General features: G+C 62.7%; 14 protein-coding genes. 7 read left to right on the forward strand and 7 right to left on the reverse strand.

Going from position 1 to position 18,943, the window contains the following annotated elements; translation table 11 throughout:
- Positions 1–6: 6 nt before the first annotated feature.
- The 4 genes from glcF to J3P95_RS09735 are packed head-to-tail and all read right to left on the reverse strand — an operon-like array spanning position 7 to position 4,746.
- The gene (gene glcF / locus J3P95_RS09720; protein ID WP_434562494.1) at positions 7–1,227 is read right to left on the reverse strand and encodes a glycolate oxidase subunit GlcF; all 1,221 of its coding nucleotides are present in this window, start codon (positions 1,225–1,227) and stop codon (positions 7–9) included.
- Positions 1,228–2,286, reverse strand: a complete 1,059-nt coding sequence (glcE, locus tag J3P95_RS09725) for a glycolate oxidase subunit GlcE (protein WP_434577655.1) — start codon at positions 2,284–2,286, stop codon at positions 1,228–1,230. It abuts the gene before it with no gap.
- Positions 2,286–3,785, reverse strand: coding sequence for a glycolate oxidase subunit GlcD (gene glcD / locus J3P95_RS09730; RefSeq protein WP_434562498.1), 1,500 nt, complete (start codon positions 3,783–3,785; stop codon positions 2,286–2,288). Before glcD ends, glcE begins: the two co-directional genes overlap by 1 nt.
- Positions 3,786–3,816: 31 nt before the next feature.
- Positions 3,817–4,746: an alpha/beta fold hydrolase gene (locus J3P95_RS09735; protein ID WP_434562500.1), complete on the reverse strand. Its 930-nt coding sequence runs from the start codon at positions 4,744–4,746 to the stop codon at positions 3,817–3,819.
- Between the two features lie 304 nt (positions 4,747–5,050).
- Between J3P95_RS09735 and J3P95_RS09740 the strand changes: the two genes are divergently transcribed.
- A complete protein-coding gene (locus tag J3P95_RS09740) occupies positions 5,051–6,127 on the forward strand; it encodes a diguanylate cyclase (protein WP_434562502.1) in 1,077 nt (358 codons plus the stop codon).
- A gap of 62 nt (positions 6,128–6,189) precedes the next feature.
- Positions 6,190–7,428, forward strand: a complete 1,239-nt coding sequence (locus J3P95_RS09745; protein WP_434562504.1) for a M20/M25/M40 family metallo-hydrolase — start codon at positions 6,190–6,192, stop codon at positions 7,426–7,428.
- A gap of 145 nt (positions 7,429–7,573) precedes the next feature.
- Here the strand turns inward: J3P95_RS09745 and J3P95_RS09750 are convergent, their stop codons facing one another.
- The 3 genes from J3P95_RS09750 to xthA form a co-directional block, all read right to left on the reverse strand.
- Positions 7,574–7,879: a DUF6124 family protein gene (locus J3P95_RS09750; protein ID WP_434563760.1), complete on the reverse strand. Its 306-nt coding sequence runs from the start codon at positions 7,877–7,879 to the stop codon at positions 7,574–7,576.
- A 423-nt stretch (positions 7,880–8,302) separates the two neighbouring features.
- The gene (locus J3P95_RS09755; protein WP_434562506.1) at positions 8,303–9,637 is read right to left on the reverse strand and encodes a substrate-binding domain-containing protein; all 1,335 of its coding nucleotides are present in this window, start codon (positions 9,635–9,637) and stop codon (positions 8,303–8,305) included.
- 85 nt (positions 9,638–9,722) lie between these two features.
- On the reverse strand, positions 9,723–10,535 hold the full coding sequence (gene xthA / locus J3P95_RS09760; RefSeq protein WP_434562508.1) for an exodeoxyribonuclease III: 813 nt from the start codon (positions 10,533–10,535) through the stop codon (positions 9,723–9,725).
- A gap of 176 nt (positions 10,536–10,711) precedes the next feature.
- On the opposite strand from xthA, the gene J3P95_RS09765 reads away from it, so the two are divergent.
- The 5 genes from J3P95_RS09765 (at position 10,712) to J3P95_RS09785 (ending at position 18,931) form a co-directional block, all read left to right on the forward strand.
- Positions 10,712–11,356, forward strand: coding sequence for a GNAT family N-acetyltransferase (locus J3P95_RS09765; RefSeq protein ID WP_434562510.1), 645 nt, complete (start codon positions 10,712–10,714; stop codon positions 11,354–11,356).
- A 65-nt stretch (positions 11,357–11,421) separates the two neighbouring features.
- The gene (locus tag J3P95_RS09770) at positions 11,422–13,149 is read left to right on the forward strand and encodes an autotransporter assembly complex protein TamA (RefSeq protein ID WP_434562512.1); all 1,728 of its coding nucleotides are present in this window, start codon (positions 11,422–11,424) and stop codon (positions 13,147–13,149) included.
- Positions 13,146–16,820 (forward strand): translocation/assembly module TamB domain-containing protein, encoded by a 3,675-nt coding sequence (locus tag J3P95_RS09775; RefSeq protein WP_434562514.1) that lies wholly within the window; start codon positions 13,146–13,148, stop codon positions 16,818–16,820. Before J3P95_RS09770 ends, J3P95_RS09775 begins: the two co-directional genes overlap by 4 nt.
- A 171-nt stretch (positions 16,821–16,991) precedes the next feature.
- Complete coding sequence (locus tag J3P95_RS09780; protein WP_434562516.1) at positions 16,992–17,465, forward strand: MarR family winged helix-turn-helix transcriptional regulator; 474 nt, start codon at positions 16,992–16,994, stop codon at positions 17,463–17,465.
- Entirely contained in the window at positions 17,462–18,931 is a 1,470-nt protein-coding gene (locus J3P95_RS09785) for an efflux transporter outer membrane subunit (protein ID WP_434562518.1), read from the forward strand. The genes J3P95_RS09780 and J3P95_RS09785 overlap by 4 nt, the downstream gene beginning before the upstream one ends.
- Positions 18,932–18,943: the final 12 nt, after the last annotated feature.

Genomic DNA, 18,943 nt, shown 5'->3' on the forward strand with positions numbered 1-18,943 from the left:
AGGACTTCATTCTGCCAGGGACTGATCCACCAGCTCGATCCAATGCCGCACCGGCGTGCGACCGGCGCTGTCGAGGTGACTCTGGCAACCGACGTTGGCGGTGACGATCAGCTCCGGACGGCCGCTTTCCAGCGCGTTCAGGCGGTTGTCCCGCAGCTGTCGGGCCAGGGTCGGTTGGGTCAGCGAATAGGTGCCGGCCGAACCGCAACACAAATGCCCGTCGGGCACCTCGGTCAGGTTGAACCCCAGCCGTGCGAGCAGGGCTTCAACGGTGCCGCCGAGTTTCTGCGCGTGCTGCAAGGTACAGGGACAATGAACGGCGATGCGCTGGCTCCTGGCGGCGCAGATTTCTTCCAGCGGTTCGTTGCCGAGCACTTGCACCAGGTCCAATGCCCGCTCGCTGACCTGACGGGCTTTGGCGGCATAGGCGTGATCGTGTTCCAGCAAATGCCCGTAGTCCTTGATGAATGCCCCACAGCCGCTGGCGGTCTGGACGATCGCTTCGGCACCGTTTTGCAGGTGCGGCCACCAGGCGTCGATGTTGCGGCGGGCGCGGTCCAGTCCGGTTGATTGGGCGTCCAGATGATAGTCCAGCGCGCCGCAGCAGCCGGCTTCTGCGCTGGCAATGACGCTGATGCCGAGGCGATCCAGCACCCGTGCGGCGGCCGCGTTGGTGTTGGGTGACAAGCCCGGCTGCACGCAGCCTTCAAGCATCAGCACAGTGCGAGCGTGGCGCACCGCCGGGCGTTCGCCATGCGGCGCCGAGGCCCGGGGCAACTTGGTGGCCAGGTTTGCCGGCAACACCGCACGGAACACTGCGCCCAGGCGCAGCAGCGTCTTGAACCGCTCGGGGCTGGCGGCCAACCCCCGCAGGCCGAGGCGCAGTGCGCGTTGGCTGGGCGGACGAGGCACGGCCGCATCGACCACGGCGCGGCCGATGTCCAGCAAATTGTGATAATCGACGCCGGACGGGCAAGTGGTTTCGCAGTTGCGGCACGACAGGCAACGATCCAGGTGCAGTTGGGTGCTCGCCGTAGCAGGCTGGCCTTCGAGCACCTGTTTGATCAGGTAGATGCGTCCGCGCGGGCCGTCCAGCTCATCCCCCAGCAACTGATAGGTCGGGCAGGTGGCGTTGCAGAAACCGCAATGCACGCAACTGCGCAGGATCCGCTCGGCTTCCTCGGCACGGGGCAGGCGCTTGCTTTCGTCACTGAACCGAGTCTGCATCTAGAACTCCGCGTACATCCGGCCAGGATTGAACAAACCCTGGGGATCGAGTTGTGCCTTGAGTTGACGGTGATAGCGCAGCAGCGCCGGGGCCAGCGGCTGGAACGGCGTGTCGGTGATACCTGGACAATAACAGGTGGCATGCCCGCCCAACTCTCGCGCCAGTGTCTGTACCGTGTCGGCATCGGTTTTCAGCCAGCGCTGCGCACCCGCCCAATCGATCAGCTGCGCGCCGGGCAGGGCGAGGGGACCGATAGGGTTGGGCAACGACAGGCGCCACAGCGGCAAACCTTCATCGAAGAACGGCAGGCGATGTTCGTTCAGCGCTGTCCAGTATTGATCGTCAACGACTTCACCGCCCAGGCGCTGATGCGCCGCGCTGACTGAACCTTCGCCGCCCTCCAGGCGCAAATTCAGACAACCGCCCTCGTGGCTGGCCGCGCTGAGGGGCAAAGGTTGTCGGCCCCACTCGGCGAATTTTTCCAGGGCTTCGGCGCTGTCCATTTCCAGGCGAATGCTCAGGTGGTGGCGAGGTTTTGGCAGTACTTTCAGCGAGACTTCGGTGATCACCCCCAGGCAGCCGAAACTGGCGGTCAGCAGACGCGACAGATCGTAGCCGGCGACGTTTTTCATCACCTCACCGCCAAAACGCAACAACGTGCCATGGCCGCTGATCAGGCGCGTGCCCAGCACATAGTCGCGCACCGAACCGGCCCAGGGGCGGCGCGGTCCCGACAGCCCGGCGGCGACCATGCCACCCACCGTGGCATCCTCGCCGAATGCCGGTGGTTCGCACGGCAGCCGTTGCCCGGCTGCGTCCAGGGCGGCGAGCAGTTCGCGCAGCGGGGTTCCGGCCCGGGCGGTGACGACCAGTTCGGTGGGGTCATAGTCAACAATACCGCGATGCGCTCGGGTATCGAGCACTTCGCCAGCCACGTCGTGTCCCAGGAAAGCCTTGCTGTTCGAGCCCTGGATGCGCAGCGGCGTGGCATTGGAACGGGCGCGGTTGACCTGCTCCAGGAGCAGGTCGCTGGCGTCACGGTCGACTTCGCCGATCATCAGAAACGCTCCAGTTCAGGGAACGGCAACTGCCCGCCGTGGATGTGCATGGCGCCGAATTCAGCGCAGCGGTGCAGGGTGGGGATGTTCTTGCCAGGGTTGAGCAGGCCGAGGGGATCAAACGCCGCTTTCACGGCATGGAACAGGTTCAGTTCGTCGCTGTTGAACTGCGCGCACATCTGGTTGATTTTTTCCCGGCCGACGCCGTGCTCACCCGTGATGCTGCCGCCAACCTGGACGCACAGTTCGAGAATTTTCCCGCCCAAGGCTTCGGCGCGCTCCAGTTCGCCCGGCTGGTTGGCGTCGAAAAGAATCAGCGGGTGCATGTTGCCATCGCCGGCATGGAAGACGTTGGCGACCCGCAAACCATACTCGACGCCCAGGCTGGCGATGCGCTGTAGCACTTCGGGCAGGGCACGCCGGGGAATCGTGCCGTCCATGCAGTAATAGTCCGGTGCCAGACGGCCCACCGCCGGAAAAGCATTCTTGCGTCCGGCCCAGAACCGCAGGCGCTCGGCTTCGTCCCGAGCCTGGCGCACCTCGGTCGCCCCGGCCTGTTGCAGGACATGGCGCACCCGTTCGCAATCATCCTGGACATCGGCCTCGACCCCGTCCAGTTCGCACAGCAGGATCGCGTCGGCATCCACCGGGTAGCCGGCGTGGATGAAATCCTCGGCGGCGCGGATCGCCAGGTTGTCCATCATCTCCAGGCCGCCGGGAATAATGCCGGCGCCGATGATATCCGCCACTGCCCGCCCGGCCTTGTCCACCGAATCGAAACTGGCCATTAACACCCTGGCGACCTGGGGCCGGGGCAGCAACTTGACGGTCACCTCGGTGATGATTCCCAGCAGTCCTTCGGAACCGGTGAACAACGCCAGCAGGTCCAGGCCCGGCGAGTCCAGGGCTTCGCTGCCCAAGGTCAGGTGTTCGCCTTCGATGGTGAGGATTTCCAGCTTCAAGAGGTTGTGCACCGTCAGGCCGTACTTCAGGCAATGCACGCCGCCGGCGTTTTCCGCGACATTGCCACCGATGGAGCAGGCGATCTGTGACGAGGGATCCGGCGCGTAGTACAGACCGAACGGTGCCGCCGCCTGGGAAATCGCCAGGTTGCGTACGCCTGGCTGAAGTCGCGCGGTGCGCGCATCGGGGTCGATATGCAGGATCTGATTGAAGCGCGCCATCACCAGCAGCACGCCGCTTTCCAGGGGCAGGGCGCCACCGGACAAGCCGGTTCCGGCCCCTCGGGCGACCACCGGGACGTTTTGTACGTGGCACACCTTGAGCAGGGCCTGTACTTGCTCGACTCGCCGTGGCAATACCACCAGCATCGGCGTGGCGCGATAGGCCGACAGTCCGTCGCATTCGTAGGGCCTGAGATCTTCGTCGCGGTGGAGGATTTCCAGGTCCGGGATCCGTGACTGCAAGGTGTGCAGCAGGGCCTGTTTGTCCACTTTGGGCAATGGGCCGTCGAGGTGTTCGTCGTAGAGGATGTTCATCTGGATCGATACCTCAGATCTTGCGTTGTGCTCACTGCCCCAATCCCTTCAAGAAATCCCGGTACAACGCCGCGGTTTTGCCTGGTCGTTCAACCATCGGCATGTGGCCGACCCCGTCCCAGATCTCCACGCGAAGGTCGGCAATGCCCTTGCTCCAGACCGGTACGCTGCTGACGTCGATCAGTCGGTCCTTGCGTCCCCAGAGCAGCAACGACGGCGCGCGGATGCCAGCCAGGTGTGGCTCCATCGGCGGGCTGGCGCGAAGGTCAACGAAGATTTCCGCCAGTTCCTCCCGGCGCTGTTCGTAACGCTGGGCGATCGCTGCCAGCACCACGCTGGGCAACCAGGGGGGCGAGGCCATGGTCATGGCGTAGAACGGCGCGAAATCATCCCGCGAATAGACCAGGAACGGATTGTGCCCGGCCGCCAGGTGACGCTCCATGTCGCTGGGCTCGGGAGCGGTGACGCCGGACGGATCGATCAACGCCAGGGTCAACACCCGTTCCGGCGAAGTCGCCGCCAGCCATGCCGCGAGGTAGCCCCCCATGGAATTGCCGATCACGTGGACCTTGTCCAGGCCACAAGCGTCGAGCAATTCGATCACGCGTCGGGCCTGGGTGGGGATGTCGTAGCCTCCGCCGGCCTTGAAGCCGGTTTCGCCATGGCCGGCCAGGTCGGGAATCACCACCCGGTATTGGCTGACAAAATGCCGGGCAAAGCGCAGCCAGAGATTTTTGTCAGCGCTGTAGCCGTGCAGCATCAGGATGCTGCCGGACGCTTCATAGGGACCACCCTGCCAGGTCGATACCGTCATTTCACTGATGGGCACGGTGATCTTGCGCAATCGATAGAGGCGTGCTTCCAGGGCCATGCCCAAGTCATACAGCACGTGGCCGATGCCTGGATACGTCAGCCAGCTCCAGGCGATAAACACGGCGAGGACTACACACAACACCAGCATCTCTTGCCCTCCATGGGTCACGTTAGCGTTTGACCAGCCAGCCTCGGCGACCGATCAGCCTATATAAGTGAAATAAGTGAAGCTGAAACCTGGGATATAGCGACGACAGGGACGCGTCTGCTTTGATACCCGCTGTGTCGGCCAGTGAATTCCCTTTCTCATGTATAGCCAAAATCCGCGGCGAGCCACGTTTGTCCGTAAGAATAAATACCCCTTCATCCAGTGATGGCTATTTGACGTCATCCTGATAGACTCCGGTTATCCCATCCCGGCGCCCCGGGAGTCCTGCGGTGCAGAGGCCTCTATGCAAAAAACGGGAAGAAAGGGACTCTCGCTGGCCAGGAGGCTTTACACGTCGCGCATCCTCGGCCTGGCGCTCGGGTTGTTGGTAGTGAGCGCCGCCGTTTATCCCCTCGATCCGGCGCCTTGGGTTTGGGGTTTCATGCTGTTCAATGGCTTGCTCTGGCCACACGTGTCCTATCAGTGGGCCCGCCGTGCGGCGGTGCCGTACCACGCCGAACACCGCAATCTGTTGATCGACGCCTTCCTTGGCGGCTTCTGGGTCGCCGCAATGCAATTCAATCCGCTGCCCACGGCTGTCACGCTGGCGATGATGGCGATGAACAATGTCGCCATCGGTGGCCTGCGTTTCCTGCTGGTCGGCGCCGCAGCCCAAGTGAGCGGCATCGCGCTGGGCGTCTTGATATTCCCGTTGGCCAGCGTGCCCATGACCAGCCCGGCGCAGCTCTACGCCTGTCTGCCGCTGCTGTGCCTTTATCCGCTGGCGCTGGGCTGGATCTGCTTTCGCCAGGCCCACACCCTGGGCCGGCAAAAGCGTGAGCTATTGGCCCTGAGCCGTACCGACAGCCTGACCGGCTTGCTCAACCATGGCGCCTGGAAGGACCGACTCAACGAAGAGTTCCAGCGGCACCTGCGTCATCCATCGGACGCAACCCACGGCGCGATTGCGCTGATCGACATCGATCATTTCAAAGCCATCAACGACACCTACGGCCACGGCGCCGGCGACGTGGTGCTGCGCCAGCTCGGCAAGTTGCTCAGGCAAAACCTGCGGGCCACAGATGTGATCGGGCGTTACGGTGGCGACGAATTTTGCGTGATCCTGCCGGACCTGACCCTGCACAACGCCGTTCAGGCCATGGACGGTTTGCGCGAACGTTTTGCAACGCTTGGCTACGACCAGGATCCGACGTTAAAAGTCAGCCTGAGTATTGGCCTGGCGGCATTCAACCCGGCGTATGGCGACGCGACCGCGTGGCTCAACGACGCTGACCAGATGCTTTATGAGGCCAAGACAGGTGGGCGCAACCGGGTTGTCTTTCAGCGGCATCGGCTGGTGTTGGAGGCGTCGGCGGTCTAGAGCCCTTGGATATTCTCGGGTAGGGTGCCAAATGACTTCCCCGATGAAACAAGGATGAACTCATGACCGTTACCGCTCTTTGCTCCCGTCTGGCCATCAATCTCGGCCTGAGCCTGGCCCTTGGCGCCTTGGCCCCCGCTGCCTTCGCGCAGCCCCATCAGCAAGTGCTGGCCGATGCCGAGCAGTACAAGGGCGAGGCCCTGAAACTGTTGGAACGGCTGGTCAATATCGACTCCGGTTCCGGCTATGTGCCGGGTTTGACCCAAGTCGGCGACATTGCGATCGATGAGTTGCAGAAGCTCGGCGCGACTATCGAAAAGGTGCCGAATTCGGATGGCACCCAGCATGTCCTGGCGACCTTCAAGGGCACCGGCAAGGCCAGGATCCTGCTGATGGCTCACATGGACACGGTGTTCAAGGAGGGCTCCGCCGCCGAACGCCCGTTCCATATCAAGGATGGCAGGGCCTACGGGCCGGGGGTGATGGACGACAAGGGCGGCATCGTCGCCGGGATTTATGCCTTGAAGGTGCTGAAGAACCTTGACTTCAATAACTACGCGCAAATTACCTTCCTGCTCGACGCCAGCGAAGAGACCGGCTCGGACGTCGCCACCGACCTGATCAAGAAAACCGCCAAGGCCCATGATGTGACCCTCAACCTTGAACCGGGTCGTCCGGCTGACGGCCTCGTGGTATGGCGCAAGGGCAGCGCGACGGCGCTGGTGGAGGTCAAGGGCAAGGCGGCCCACGCCGGAGTCGCGCCGGAACTGGGGCGCAATGCGGCGATGGAAGCGGCGCACCAGATTCTGCAACTGGGCAAGCTCGGCGACGCGGAAAAGAAGACCACCATCAACTTCACTGTGCTCAAGGCTGGCGACCGGACCAACGTGATTCCTGACCAGGCCACCGCCAAGGCCGACGTGCGGGCAGCGGTGCCGGAAGAATTCGACCGTATCGAAAAAGACCTGGCACGTGTTTCCAAGGACAAGCTGATCGCCGACACCGAAGTGACCACCAGCCTGCAACGCGGCTTGCCACCGATGCCGCAGACGAAGGAATCGGATCGGTTGATGGCGATGGCCCAGGGCATCTATGGCGAACTGGGGCGCAAACTTACCGAGGAAGGCAGTGGCGGGGCGGCGGACGCCAGCCTTTCCGCCGGTGTGGGCACGCCGACGCTGGATGGCTTTGGCATCGTTGGCGGCAACATCCACACACCGGAGGAGTACGCCGAAGTCGAGAGCGTGGTGCCGCGGATCTATTTGTTGTCGCGGATGATCATGGAGTTGGCGGGGCGGTAGTACGCCATGACGCAGTTGCTCTTGTGGCGAGGGAGCTTGCTCCCGCTGGACTGCGTAGCAGGCCCAAGTTTCTGGTTTTGAACCAAATTCTTGGGGCGGCTGCGCCACCCAGCGGGAGCAAGCTCCCTCGCCACGATGTAAGCGTTTATGCCGACGGACGTGCTTCGACGTTATCCAGCGCTCGATTCGCCAGCATTGCGCTTAGTTCGATCAGTTGCAGGATGCCGAGGGCGATGTGGCGCCTTGAACCATCCAGGTCGAACGCCAGGTCGCTGACCATGGCGTTGGCCGAAGCGAGGGTTTCGCTGAGGTTGGCGAGCAGGGCTTCGGTGTCGACACCGTTGATGATGGTGAAGAGTGCGCTTGGATTGGCGCCCGGTGGGTTTGGGGTCGCTTTGAACATAGATGAACTCCTTGGTAATTGGAGCTGCAACCCTTTGCTACCAAACATTGGGTAGCGGCTATACGCAGGTTGGTAGACCGGGTACCAAGGCAAACCCAGCGCGCCATAAGGCGCCCCACGCACAGCCGCCATAAAAAACATGCGGAGCTGTGCGCCTTAGTTTTACCCGGGCTACCAAACCCGATCGCTGATTCTTCAGCGACCGAGCAACAGTAAAGCCCGCCCTCAAGGCGCACAAGCCGGCGGATTCTGGCGTAGTTGTAGGCAATGGCGCAAGACGCGGTGGTTAGGTCTTACGCGGTGGTTGATGCGATAAACATCCAGGCTTTTGTGGCGAGGGAGCTTGCTCCCGCTGGACTGCGCAGCAGGCCCAAGTTTCTGGCCTTGACCCAAATTCTTGGGGCGGCTGCGCCACCCAGCGGGAGCAAGCTCCCTCGCCACAGGATTTGCGTTGCGCGCCTTGGACGGCGTTCAGTAAACCCAAACCTCCACCCGCCGATTGCGAACCCGTCCTTCGTCTTCATTGTTGGCCGCCACCGGCATCAACGCGCCGAACCCGCGGACCTCGCGCAGGGCCACGCCATATTTGACCAGTTCCCGGCGCACTGCCATGGCGCGCAGTTTCGACAGCAGGTCCGCTCGCGCCGGATCGTCCTTGGCGTCGCCAAAACCGACCAGGGTCACGCGCCGGTCGGCTTTGCCGTGCTGCTTTATATAGTCGAGCACGCGCCCCAGGTCTTGGTGGGCCTTGTTGTCCAGGCTGGCGCTGCCTTCTTCGAAGCGAAAATTCACCGTCAGGCGTTGGGCATGGCGGCTGAGGGCCTGGTAACCCTCCGGCATCAGTGCATTCGGGGTGACGGACATGGCGTGGACGGTCTGGGCAATGAAGCCGTTGGCCGCGACGATGGCCTGGCCTTGTTCACTTTGGGTGAAATCGACCAGGGCCTCGGCCCATGGATTGGCTTGTAGCGGCGGCATGTAAAAGAACAAGCGTCGGGACAAGGGGTAGTCCTCGGTGGCGATCAGGTTGTTCAGTGGCAACATGGGCTGGGAGTCGCCGTCGACGATCGCCAGAGGCTTGGCTTGGCGCACGTAGGGCAAACCGATGAAACCGATACCTTGCGGGTCCTGGCTGACAGCGTCCGACAACTGCTCGCTGGACTCGAAGCGCTGGGTCGTAGGATCCAGCCTCTTGCCTTGTCGGCTAAGCACCAGCTCCTTGAAGGTGTCATAGGTGCCGGACTGCTCGTCCCGCGCATACAAATGAATCGGCCCGCCGACGCCGCCCACGGCTTCCCAGGTCTTCGCCTCGCCGCTGAAAATACGCGCCAGTTGAACGGTGTCGAGCTGACGCAGCAGATTCTGGGGATGAAGAATAATCGCCAGTCCGTCTATGGCGATGACCTGCTCGGCCATCGGACTTTTCAGATCACCGAGGGCCGCCAGGTCTTTCAGCTCGCTGTCCTTGATCGGTCTTGAGGAGGCCGCCAGGTCGGCGCTGTCCTGCTTGAGCGCGGCGAACCCGGTACTTGAGCCGTGGGCCGCAATGTCGATCTCCACGCGCCGGCCATCGGTGGTTTGCCCAACGACTCGCTGCTCGTTGTCGCGGCCGGTTATTTCGGTACTGACCTTGAGCAGCCCTTGGGTTTCCATTAGCCCCTTGACCAGCGCTGGCCCCAGCGCCGCGCCGATGGTATTGGAGCCCTGGAGGCGCAGGGCGGGGCCGTGTTGGGGAATGGGCAACTGATCGGCCCATGCCAGCAACGGCAGCCAGAGCCCCATGAAAAACACAACGTGCAGCCGCATGCCGGCACCTTCTGAAGCGAGGGAAGTGCCGGAAGATTAAGTCAGTCAGATGACTGAAACATGACAGGGTTGCGACGCGCCCGGCTCAGCTCAACTGCAACCAGATCGGCGCATGGTCCGAGGGTTTTTCCATGCCCCGCAGCTCGTAATCCACGCCAGCATCCTTGACCCGTGGCAGCAGGCCTTGGGAGGCGAGGATCAGGTCGATGCGCAGGCCGCGCTTGGGCTCGTCTTCAAAACCGCGGCTGCGGTAGTCGAACCAGCTGAAGCGGTCGGTGACGTCCGGGTTGAGATGGCGGAAGCTGTCCACCAGGCCCCAGTTCTTCAGGCGGGCCATCCATTCGCGCTCTTCAGGCAGGAAGCTGCATTTGCCAGTCTTCAGCCAGCGCTTCATGTTGTCCGGGCCGATGCCGATGTCGCAGTCTTCCGGGGAAATGTTCACGTCGCCCATCACCACCAGCGGCTGGTCGTTGCTGAAGCGCGTTTCCAGCAGTTGCTGCAGATCGTTGTAGAAACGCTCCTTGGCCGGGAATTTGGTGGGATGGTCGCGGCTTTCACCTTGTGGGAAATAACCGTTCATGATGGTCACCGGCACGCCGTTGGCGTCGGCGAAGGTGCCCCAGATGAAACGTCGTTGGGCGTCTTCATCGTCGTTCTCGAAGCCTTTGTGCAAGGTCAGCGGCGCCTGGCGCGAGAGCAGGGCAACACCGTAATGGCCCTTTTGCCCGTGGTAGTGCACGTGATAACCGAGGGCCTGCACCTCGGCCAAAGGAAATTGTTCGTCGTGGACCTTGGTTTCCTGCAACCCGATCACGTCCGGCTGGTGTTTGTCGATCAGTGCCGCCAGCTGATGTGGGCGGGCGCGCAGGCCGTTGATGTTGAAGGAGACGATCTTCATGGTCGGCTGTCCTGGCAAAACTGCGATGCTAGCTGACATGTGGGAGCGGAGCCAGCGTGGCAGTAGGGCAAATGCGCTGCTAATGTCCTTGGCTTGTAGGAACGATCGCAACCCTATCGGGTTCGTACTCAATAAGAGCTGGGCCTCACCGAGCCCCGCCCAGGAGATCCAACGCCATGCCTGACACCGCCACCGCTGATATTCACATGCTCGACAGCGGCTATTCCCGCGAAGCGCGTTCCTTGCTGTACCAGGCCTATCGCCATGAGCCAACCTTCAGCTACCTGTTCGAATCCGAACGCCCCGGTTACGAACAGCGGGTAAGGGCGACCGTGCGTGAGCTGGTCAAGCAGCATTTCCTCCAGGATCTTCCAGCGATCGGCCTGTTGGTCGATGACCGCCTGATCGGCATCGCGTTGATTGCCCCGCCACAGCGGCGCCTGGGCATCACCGAAAGTTGGGCCTGGCGCCTGCGCATGGTCTTGAGCACGGGGTTTCGCTGCACTCGGCGTTACCTGGAATATCACGCGGCCGTGCTGGCCTGCCTGCCGTCGGACTCGGTTCATGTCTTGCCGCTGCTGGGGGTTCATCCGCAGTTCCAAGGCAAACACTACGGCGAACAGTTGCTTGAGGCGGTTCATAACTGGTGCGCGGTGGACGAGCATTCCCAAGGCGTGGTGCTGGACACCGGCAACCAGCGCTACCTGGAATTTTATAAACGCCAGGGTTATGAAGAAATCGGCGAAGTGGCGGTAGGACCGATCCGCGAGCATGTGTTCTTTCATGCCAACCCGCAGGTTCTGCAGAGCGCGACGGCATAATCGGACGAACTTTTGGGAATCGTCCGGCTCTATCAGGCTCCCCACCTCGTGTTAGCATCCGCGCCATGAATTTCCCAGGACGAATGACCAGTGGCGCGCTGTTGCTGTCCCTCAGCTGCGCGGCGCTGGCCCAAAGTGAATTGGACGTACGGGTCAATCCGTCCAATGACGCACTCAAGGCCAACATAGAAGGTTATATCGGTGGCCTGGGCGATCGTGACGAAGATGCATTGCTGCGCTTCAGTCGCGGCGCCGAGGAGCAGGCGCGCAAAGCGGCCCAGGCGCTGGGCTACTACCAACCGCAAATCGACAGCGAGGTGCAGGCTGGCAAGGCCCCGCGCCTGATCCTCACCATCGACCCCGGCGAGCCGGTGCATCTGCGCAACGTCACGATCCGCATCGACGGCCCGGCGGCGTCCCTCAAGGCTTTTCGCGTGCCCGACAACGCGGGCCTGAAGTCGGGCGCGGTGCTCGATCACGGACGCTATGAAGACGCCAAGCGGACGATCCAGAACCAGGCTTCGCGGTATGGTTTTTTCAGTGGACGATTCGTCAGCCAGGCATTGCGCGTGGACCCACAAGCCGGCATTGCCGATATCGAATTGATCTACGACAGCGGCCCGCGTTATGCCCTCGGCCCGGTCAGCTTCGAGGGCGACACGCCGTTCGATGAAGACCTGCTGCGGCGCATGGTGCCGTTCAAGGCCGGCGCGCCTTACGATTCCGAACTCATTGCCGAACTCAACCAGGCGCTGCAGTCGAGCGGTTATTTCGAGGGCGTGCGCGTGGATGCGGCGCCCACCGCCGCGACCGATAACGTGATCCCGGTGGCGGTCAAGCTCGAGACTCGCAAGCCGCGGACCATGGGTCTGGGCTTGGGTTTTTCCACCGACGTCGGCCCTCGGGCCAAGGCCAACTGGACGCGGCACTGGGTCAACCCCCAGGGCCACAGCTACGGCTGGGAAGCGGAAGTGTCGGCGCCCCGGCAGAATATCGGCCTGTGGTATGACGTGCCGCTGGACCCGCCGCTGACCGACAAGCTGCGCTACGCCGGCGGCTATCAATATGAAGAATTGTCCGGCACCGACACCCTCAGCAAATTACTGACCGTGGGGCCGGAATGGCACAGCAAGTTGCCCAGCGGTTGGCAGCGGGTGGTGTCGCTCAAGTGGCAGCGCGAGGAATATCGCCTTGGCGACGATTCGGGCCTGAGCACGCTGCTGATGCCAGGCGTCAGCTATTCGTACCTGCGCAGTGATAACCGCATCGACCCCCATAACGGCTACCGCCTGCAATTGGACACCAAGGTCGCCAAGGAAGGGCTGGGCTCGGACAATAACCTTTTGTATGGCACCGCCATGGTCAAGGGCCTGACCACTGTGTTCGACAGGCACCGCCTGCTGGCGCGGGCCCAGATCGGCGGCAGCGCCACCAATGGCTACAAGTCCATTCCGCCGTCGCTGCGCTTTTTCGCCGGTGGCGACCAGAGCGTGCGGGGCTACGACTACCAGAGCCTGTCGCCGGAAAACTCCGAGGGTGATCGCATCGGTGGCCGCTACATGGTGGCGGGCAGCCTCGAGTATCAGTATTCCGTTGCGGAAAAATGGCGGGTGGCAACGTTTGTCGACCAGGGCAACTCTTTTAACAGTCTCGATCTGCCCAGCCTCAAGACCGGCGTGGGCATTGGCGTGCGCTGGGTGTCACCGGTCGGCCCGATCCGCCTCGACCTGGCCCATGCGCTGGACGACGACGGTGGCATTCGATTGCACTTTTCCATGGGGCCTGAGCTGTGAAGCGCGGTTTGAAGATAACGCTGCTGGCACTGGCCGGGTTGCTGGCGACGGTCGTACTGGCCCTGGGCATCTTGCTTGGCACTGCGTTCGGCAGTCGCTGGGCTATCAGCCTGGTACCCGGGCTGACGGTGGAGAATTTCCAAGGGCGGTTGGGCGGACAGTGGGGCGCCGACCACGTGCTGTGGCAGCAGGACGCCAGCCGGGTAGAGGTGGATCGGCCGGTATTGGCCTGGTCGCCGTTGTGCCTGCTGCGCATGACGCTGTGCATCGAACAGCTCAAGGCCGATCAGGTCGCCTTGCAATTGCCTACCTCCACCGATGAGCCGAGCAGTGGTCCGATCAGCTTGCCGGACTTGGACTTGCCGCTCGCCATCGAACTGGGTGACGTGCAGATCGGCAGTCTGTCGTTCAACGGCAGCGAGCAGCTCAAGGGCCTGCATCTGGCGGCTCATTGGACCGCCGAGGGTTTGCAGATCGATTCGCTGCAATTGCAGCGCGACGAACTGAGCCTGAATCTGTCCGGCCTGTTGCAGCCGCGTGGCGATTGGCCGTTGAGCGCTGCTGGCCGGTTGACCTTGCCGGCACCGGGCGCGACGCCGTGGTCGCTGGAGCTGAAAGTCAGTGGCGATTTGCTCAAGACCCTCGTCCTCAGCGCCGACAGCCTTGGTTATCTGCAAGGCCATCTGGCCGGCGAGCTGCAACCACTGGCGGACAACCTGCCGGCGAAGGTGCGCATCACCGCCGACGGATTCAAGGCCAGCGCCGATCTGCCAGACACGCTGGTGCTCAATCAGCTGGAGCTGACCGGCGAAGGCAATCTTGAAGACGGCTACCAACTGCTCGGCAAAGCGACCCTGCCGGCCGAGAAAGGTCCGGTGGCGTTGCTGCTGCAAGGCAAGGTGGACGCCAACGGTGCACAAATCGCCGGCCTGGATCTTGATGCCGGCGAGCAGCAAAGCGTCAAGCTCTCCGGGCAATTGGACTGGCACGAAGGCTTGAGCGCCGATGCGAAAGTCGCCTGGCTGGATTTCCCCTGGCATCGCCTCTATCCGCTGATCGACGAGCCGCAAGTCACGTTGCATCGTTTCAACGGCGAAGTTTCCTACACCGACGGTCAATACCTGGGCAATTTCCAGGCAGCGCTGGACGGGCCCGCCGGGGCATTCAACCTGAGCAGTCCATTCAGCGGCAACCTGGCGCAAATCCATTTGCCGCAGCTCAAGCTCGACGCGGGGCAGGGCAAAGCCGAAGGGCATCTGAACCTGCAGTTTGCCGACGGCATCGCCTGGGATACCGCGTTGCAATTGTCATCCATCAATCCGGCGTATTGGCTCGCGGAGCTGCCTGGCACCTTGGCCGGGCCTTTACGCAGCCAGGGCTCAATCAAAGACGATGCCCTCAGCCTGGACGCCAACCTGGACCTGAAGGGAAAACTGCGCGGCCAACCGGCGCTGTTCCAGGCCACGGCGGCGGGGGCAGGCGAGCAATGGAACCTCAGTGCGCTGGATATCCGTCTGGGCGATAACCGCATCAACGGCAGCGCCAACCTGCAACAGAAACTGACCGGCCAGATCGATATCAAACTCTCGCGGCTGGCCCAACTCTGGCCGCGATTGCGCGGCCAGGTCATGGGGCGTCTCGACTTGGCGGGGACACCCAAGGCCCCTCAAGGCAAGCTCGGCGTACAAGGCACCCAGCTGGGATTCCAGGACAATCATCTGCAAAACCTGAGGGTAGACGCGACGCTCGACAACACCCAGCGGGGCAAAGTCGATCTCAAGGCCAGCGGCATTCGGGCCGGTGAAACGTCGCTCGGCGTCTTGACGGTCAGCGGACAAGGCGACATCAAACAGCAAAAACTCAACCTGGATCTACAAGGGCCGCAGCTTGAAACCACCCTGGCCCTGGATGGCGCGCTCGACCAAGGCAACTGGCGTGGACGCCTGTCCAATGGCGACATACAGGCCGGCGGCCAAGCCTGGCGCTTGCAGGCCCCGGCCAAGCTGGAACGTTTGGCCAATGGTACGCTGAACTTCGGCGCCCATTGCTGGCGTTCCGGCCAGGCCAGCTTGTGTGGCGAAGACCAGCGGCTGATGCCGGAGCCGAAGCTGCGCTATCACCTCAAGCAGTTCCCGATTGAAAGCCTGGCCCAGTGGATGCCCAAGGATTTTGCCTGGCAAGGGCGGCTCAACGCCGATCTGCAACTGGACCTGCCGGCCAGCGGCCCGAACGGCCGCGTCCTGGTAGATGCCAGTGGCGGTACCTTACGGATTCGAGACAAAGAACAGTGGCTGGATTTCCCGTACCAGACCCTGACGCTGAACAGTCGCCTGACTCCCACGCGCATCGATACGGACCTGGTTTTTGCCGGGGCGAGGCTCGGCGAATTGACGCTCCAGGCGCGGATCAACCCGTTGCCGGCCAATAAACCCTTGAGCGGTTCGTTTCGACTGAGCGGCCTGGATCTGTCGGTCGCCCGGCCATTCGTGCCGATGGTGGAAACCCTGACCGGTCACCTGAACGGCAGCGGCACCCTATCTGGCGGATTGCTCGCACCGCAGGTCAACGGCAGTTTGCTGCTCAGCGACGGCGAAGTGTCCGGCCCGGAACTGCCGATCAGCCTCGAAGCCCTGCAACTGCGGGCGATGATCGCCGGCGAAACGGTCAGGCTCGACGGCGGCTGGAAAAGTGGCAAGAGCGGGCAGGGCAGCTTGACGGGGACTATTGGCTGGGGCGAGGCGTTGTCCATGGACCTGGCCCTCAAGGGCTCGCAACTGCCGGTCACTGTCGAACCCTACGCGGTGCTCGATGTGGCGCCGGACCTGAACATCACGATGCAAGGCGAGCGACTTTCGATTGCCGGCAAGGTCCTGGTGCCCAAGGGCGACATCACCATCCGCGAATTGCCGCCATCCACCGTCAAGGTCTCGGATGACACGATCATCGTCGGCCGCCAGACCGAAGAGGGCGAGGCACCGATCGCCATGGCGATGGACATCGACGTGATCGTCGGCCAGGAAAAGCTCGCCTTCTCGGGCTTCGGCCTGACAGCCAACGTGAAGGGCCAGGTGCACATCGGCGACAACATGGACACCCGTGGCGAACTCTGGCTCAACGACGGTCGCTATCGAGCCTACGGGCAACGGTTGACGGTGCGTCGGGCGCGCTTGTTGTTCGCCGGGCCGATCGACCAGCCCTACCTCGACATCGAGGCGATTCGCCAGACCGATGATGTGATTGCCGGCATTCGCTTGAGCGGCAGCGCCGAGCAGCCGACCACGCAGATCTTCTCGGAGCCGGCCATGAGCCAGGAGCAAGCCTTGTCCTATCTGGTATTGGGCCGACCCTTGAGCACCACGGGCGAGGACAACAACATGCTTGCCCAGGCGGCGTTGGGCCTGGGCTTGATGGGCAGCTCCGGCGTGACCACCAGCCTGGCGAATAACCTTGGGATCGAGGATTTCCAACTCGACACCCAGGGCAGCGGCGAGGCCACCAGCGTGGTCGCCAGCGGTAACCTCTCGGAAAAACTCAGCCTGCGCTACGGCGTCGGAGTGTTCGAACCGGCCAACACCATCGCGTTGCGCTACAAGCTCAGCAAAAAGGTCTACCTCGAAGCCGCCAGTGGCGTCGCCAGTTCGCTGGATATCTTCTACAAACGCGATTTCTAAGGCCTTCCCGCGAAAACTTCCTGTGGTAGCTCGCTACCACGGATGCGTTCGCGTTCGTGCGGCTATGCATAGGCAGCTAACTATTTATTTGACATTTGCTGCCTAAGCAGTAATATCTCGACATACATTCACTGCCTAGGCAGCAAACCGTCTTCAGATAACGGTATCCAGATGAAACATTTCACCCCGGACGAATTCCACAATTGCCATCTCGGCATGCTGCTTGGCCGCGCCGCGTCGCTCAAGGACCGGATCATCGACACGCACATGGAACCCGTCGGCATCACCGCCGCGCAGTTCAAGGTGTTGATCATCATGGCCCAGCACGGCATCGACACACCGGTCGAGCTGTGCCGATACCTCTCGCTGGACAGTGGCTCGATGACGCGGATGCTCGATCGCCTGGAGCAGAAAGGTTTTCTGGTTCGCCAACGCTCGGCGCAGGATCGCCGCCAAGTCCGGTTGGTGTTGACCGACGCCGGCCAGGCCCTCGCCGATCGCCTGCCGTTTATCGGTGCCGACGCCATGAATCAATTGGCCTGCGCCATCAGCCGCGAAGAGCTGCAAACCCTCGAAGACATCCTCAAGAAAATACTGCTCGCCGCCGGTGATCCCATCACCGTCCTGCGATTGGGGGGAAAATGAAACGTCAAACCTTGCGTGCCCGCTTGGGCCTGGTGCTGCTGGCCATGAGCCTCGCCGGTTGCGCCAGCTACAGCGGTCTGGAAACCGAAGGTGTCAGCCTCGAGGCCAAGCGTCTCCAGGCCGGCCAATCGCTGACGGGCGTCACCTTGTCGCCGGCCTCGTGGCCGAAAAGCGATTGGTGGAAAAGCCTCGGCGACCCGCAACTCGACGGCCTGATCCGTGAAGCCCTGCGCGACAGTCCGGATATGCAGATCGTCAGCGCTCGGGCCCACCAGGCCAGCGCCGCCGCCTACGCCGCCAACGCCGCGCGCATGCCAACCCTGGATGCCAGCGGCAGTGTCAGCCGTTCGCGCCTGGCCCGTGATCAGGACCCGCAAGGGCAGGGCGGTGCCTACAGCACGCTGCGTTCGCTGAGCGTGGATTTCAACTACAACTTCGACCTCTGGGGCGGCCAGCGAGCGGCCTGGGAAGCCGCGCTGGGCCAGGCCCGCGCCGCCGAGATCGACCGCCAGGCCGCGCAACTGACCCTGGCTGCCGATGTGGCCCGGGCCTACAGCGACCTCGGCCAGGCCCACATCATTTATGACTTGGCCAATGAGGACCTCAAGCGCACGCGACAGATGCTCGACCTGGGCAAGCGCCGTCTCGGCGCGGGGATCGACAGCGAATATCAATTCCAGCAAACCGAAAGCCTGGAGGCGAGCGCCGATGCAAGCCTGATCGACGCGGAAAAACGCCTGCAAAGCGCGAAAATCGCCTTGGCCGTATTGCTGGGCAAGGGGCCTGATCGTGGCAACGAAATCGTCCGGCCGAACGTACTGAAGGGCAGCGCCGTCGCCTTGCCGTCGAACCTGCCGGCTGAATTGCTCGGACGACGTCCGGACCTGGTCGCGGCGCGCTGGCGGGTCGAGGCGGCGAGCAAGGACATCGCGGCCGCAAAGACCCATTTCTATCCCAACCTCAATTTGAGCGCGGCGGCGGGTGTGCAATCGCTGCTGGGCGACGCCATGTTCGGCTCGGCCAGCCGTTTCTTCAACGTCGCGCCAACCGTGTCGCTGCCGATCTTCGATGGCGGTCGCTTGCGTGCGGACCTCGATGCCCGGGACGCCGACTACGACCTGGCGGTGGCGCAGTACAACAAGAGCCTGGTCGCGGCCCTCGGCGATGTCAGCGACACCATCAACCAGTTGCGCGACATCGGCCGGCAGATCGGTGCCCAGCAACACGCCGTGGACATCGCCCGAAATTCCTACGACACCGTGGTCCAGCGCTACGGCTCGGGCATCGGCAATTACCTGGACGTGCTGAGCATCGAGCAACAGTTGCTCCAGGCCCAGCGCCAACTGGCGACCCTCAATGCCGAGCAGATCGATTTGTCGATCCAATTGATGCAGGCCCTGGGCGGTGGTTTCGAGACCCAAACCGTGGCTTCGGCCACACCGGCCGCCACCGCGCCGATTCACTGATTCGAGGTACCT

The sequence above is a fragment of the Pseudomonas sp. Z5-35 genome, from assembly GCF_051131945.1.
GTDB classification, from domain to species: Bacteria; Pseudomonadota; Gammaproteobacteria; order Pseudomonadales; family Pseudomonadaceae; genus Aquipseudomonas; species Aquipseudomonas marvdashtae.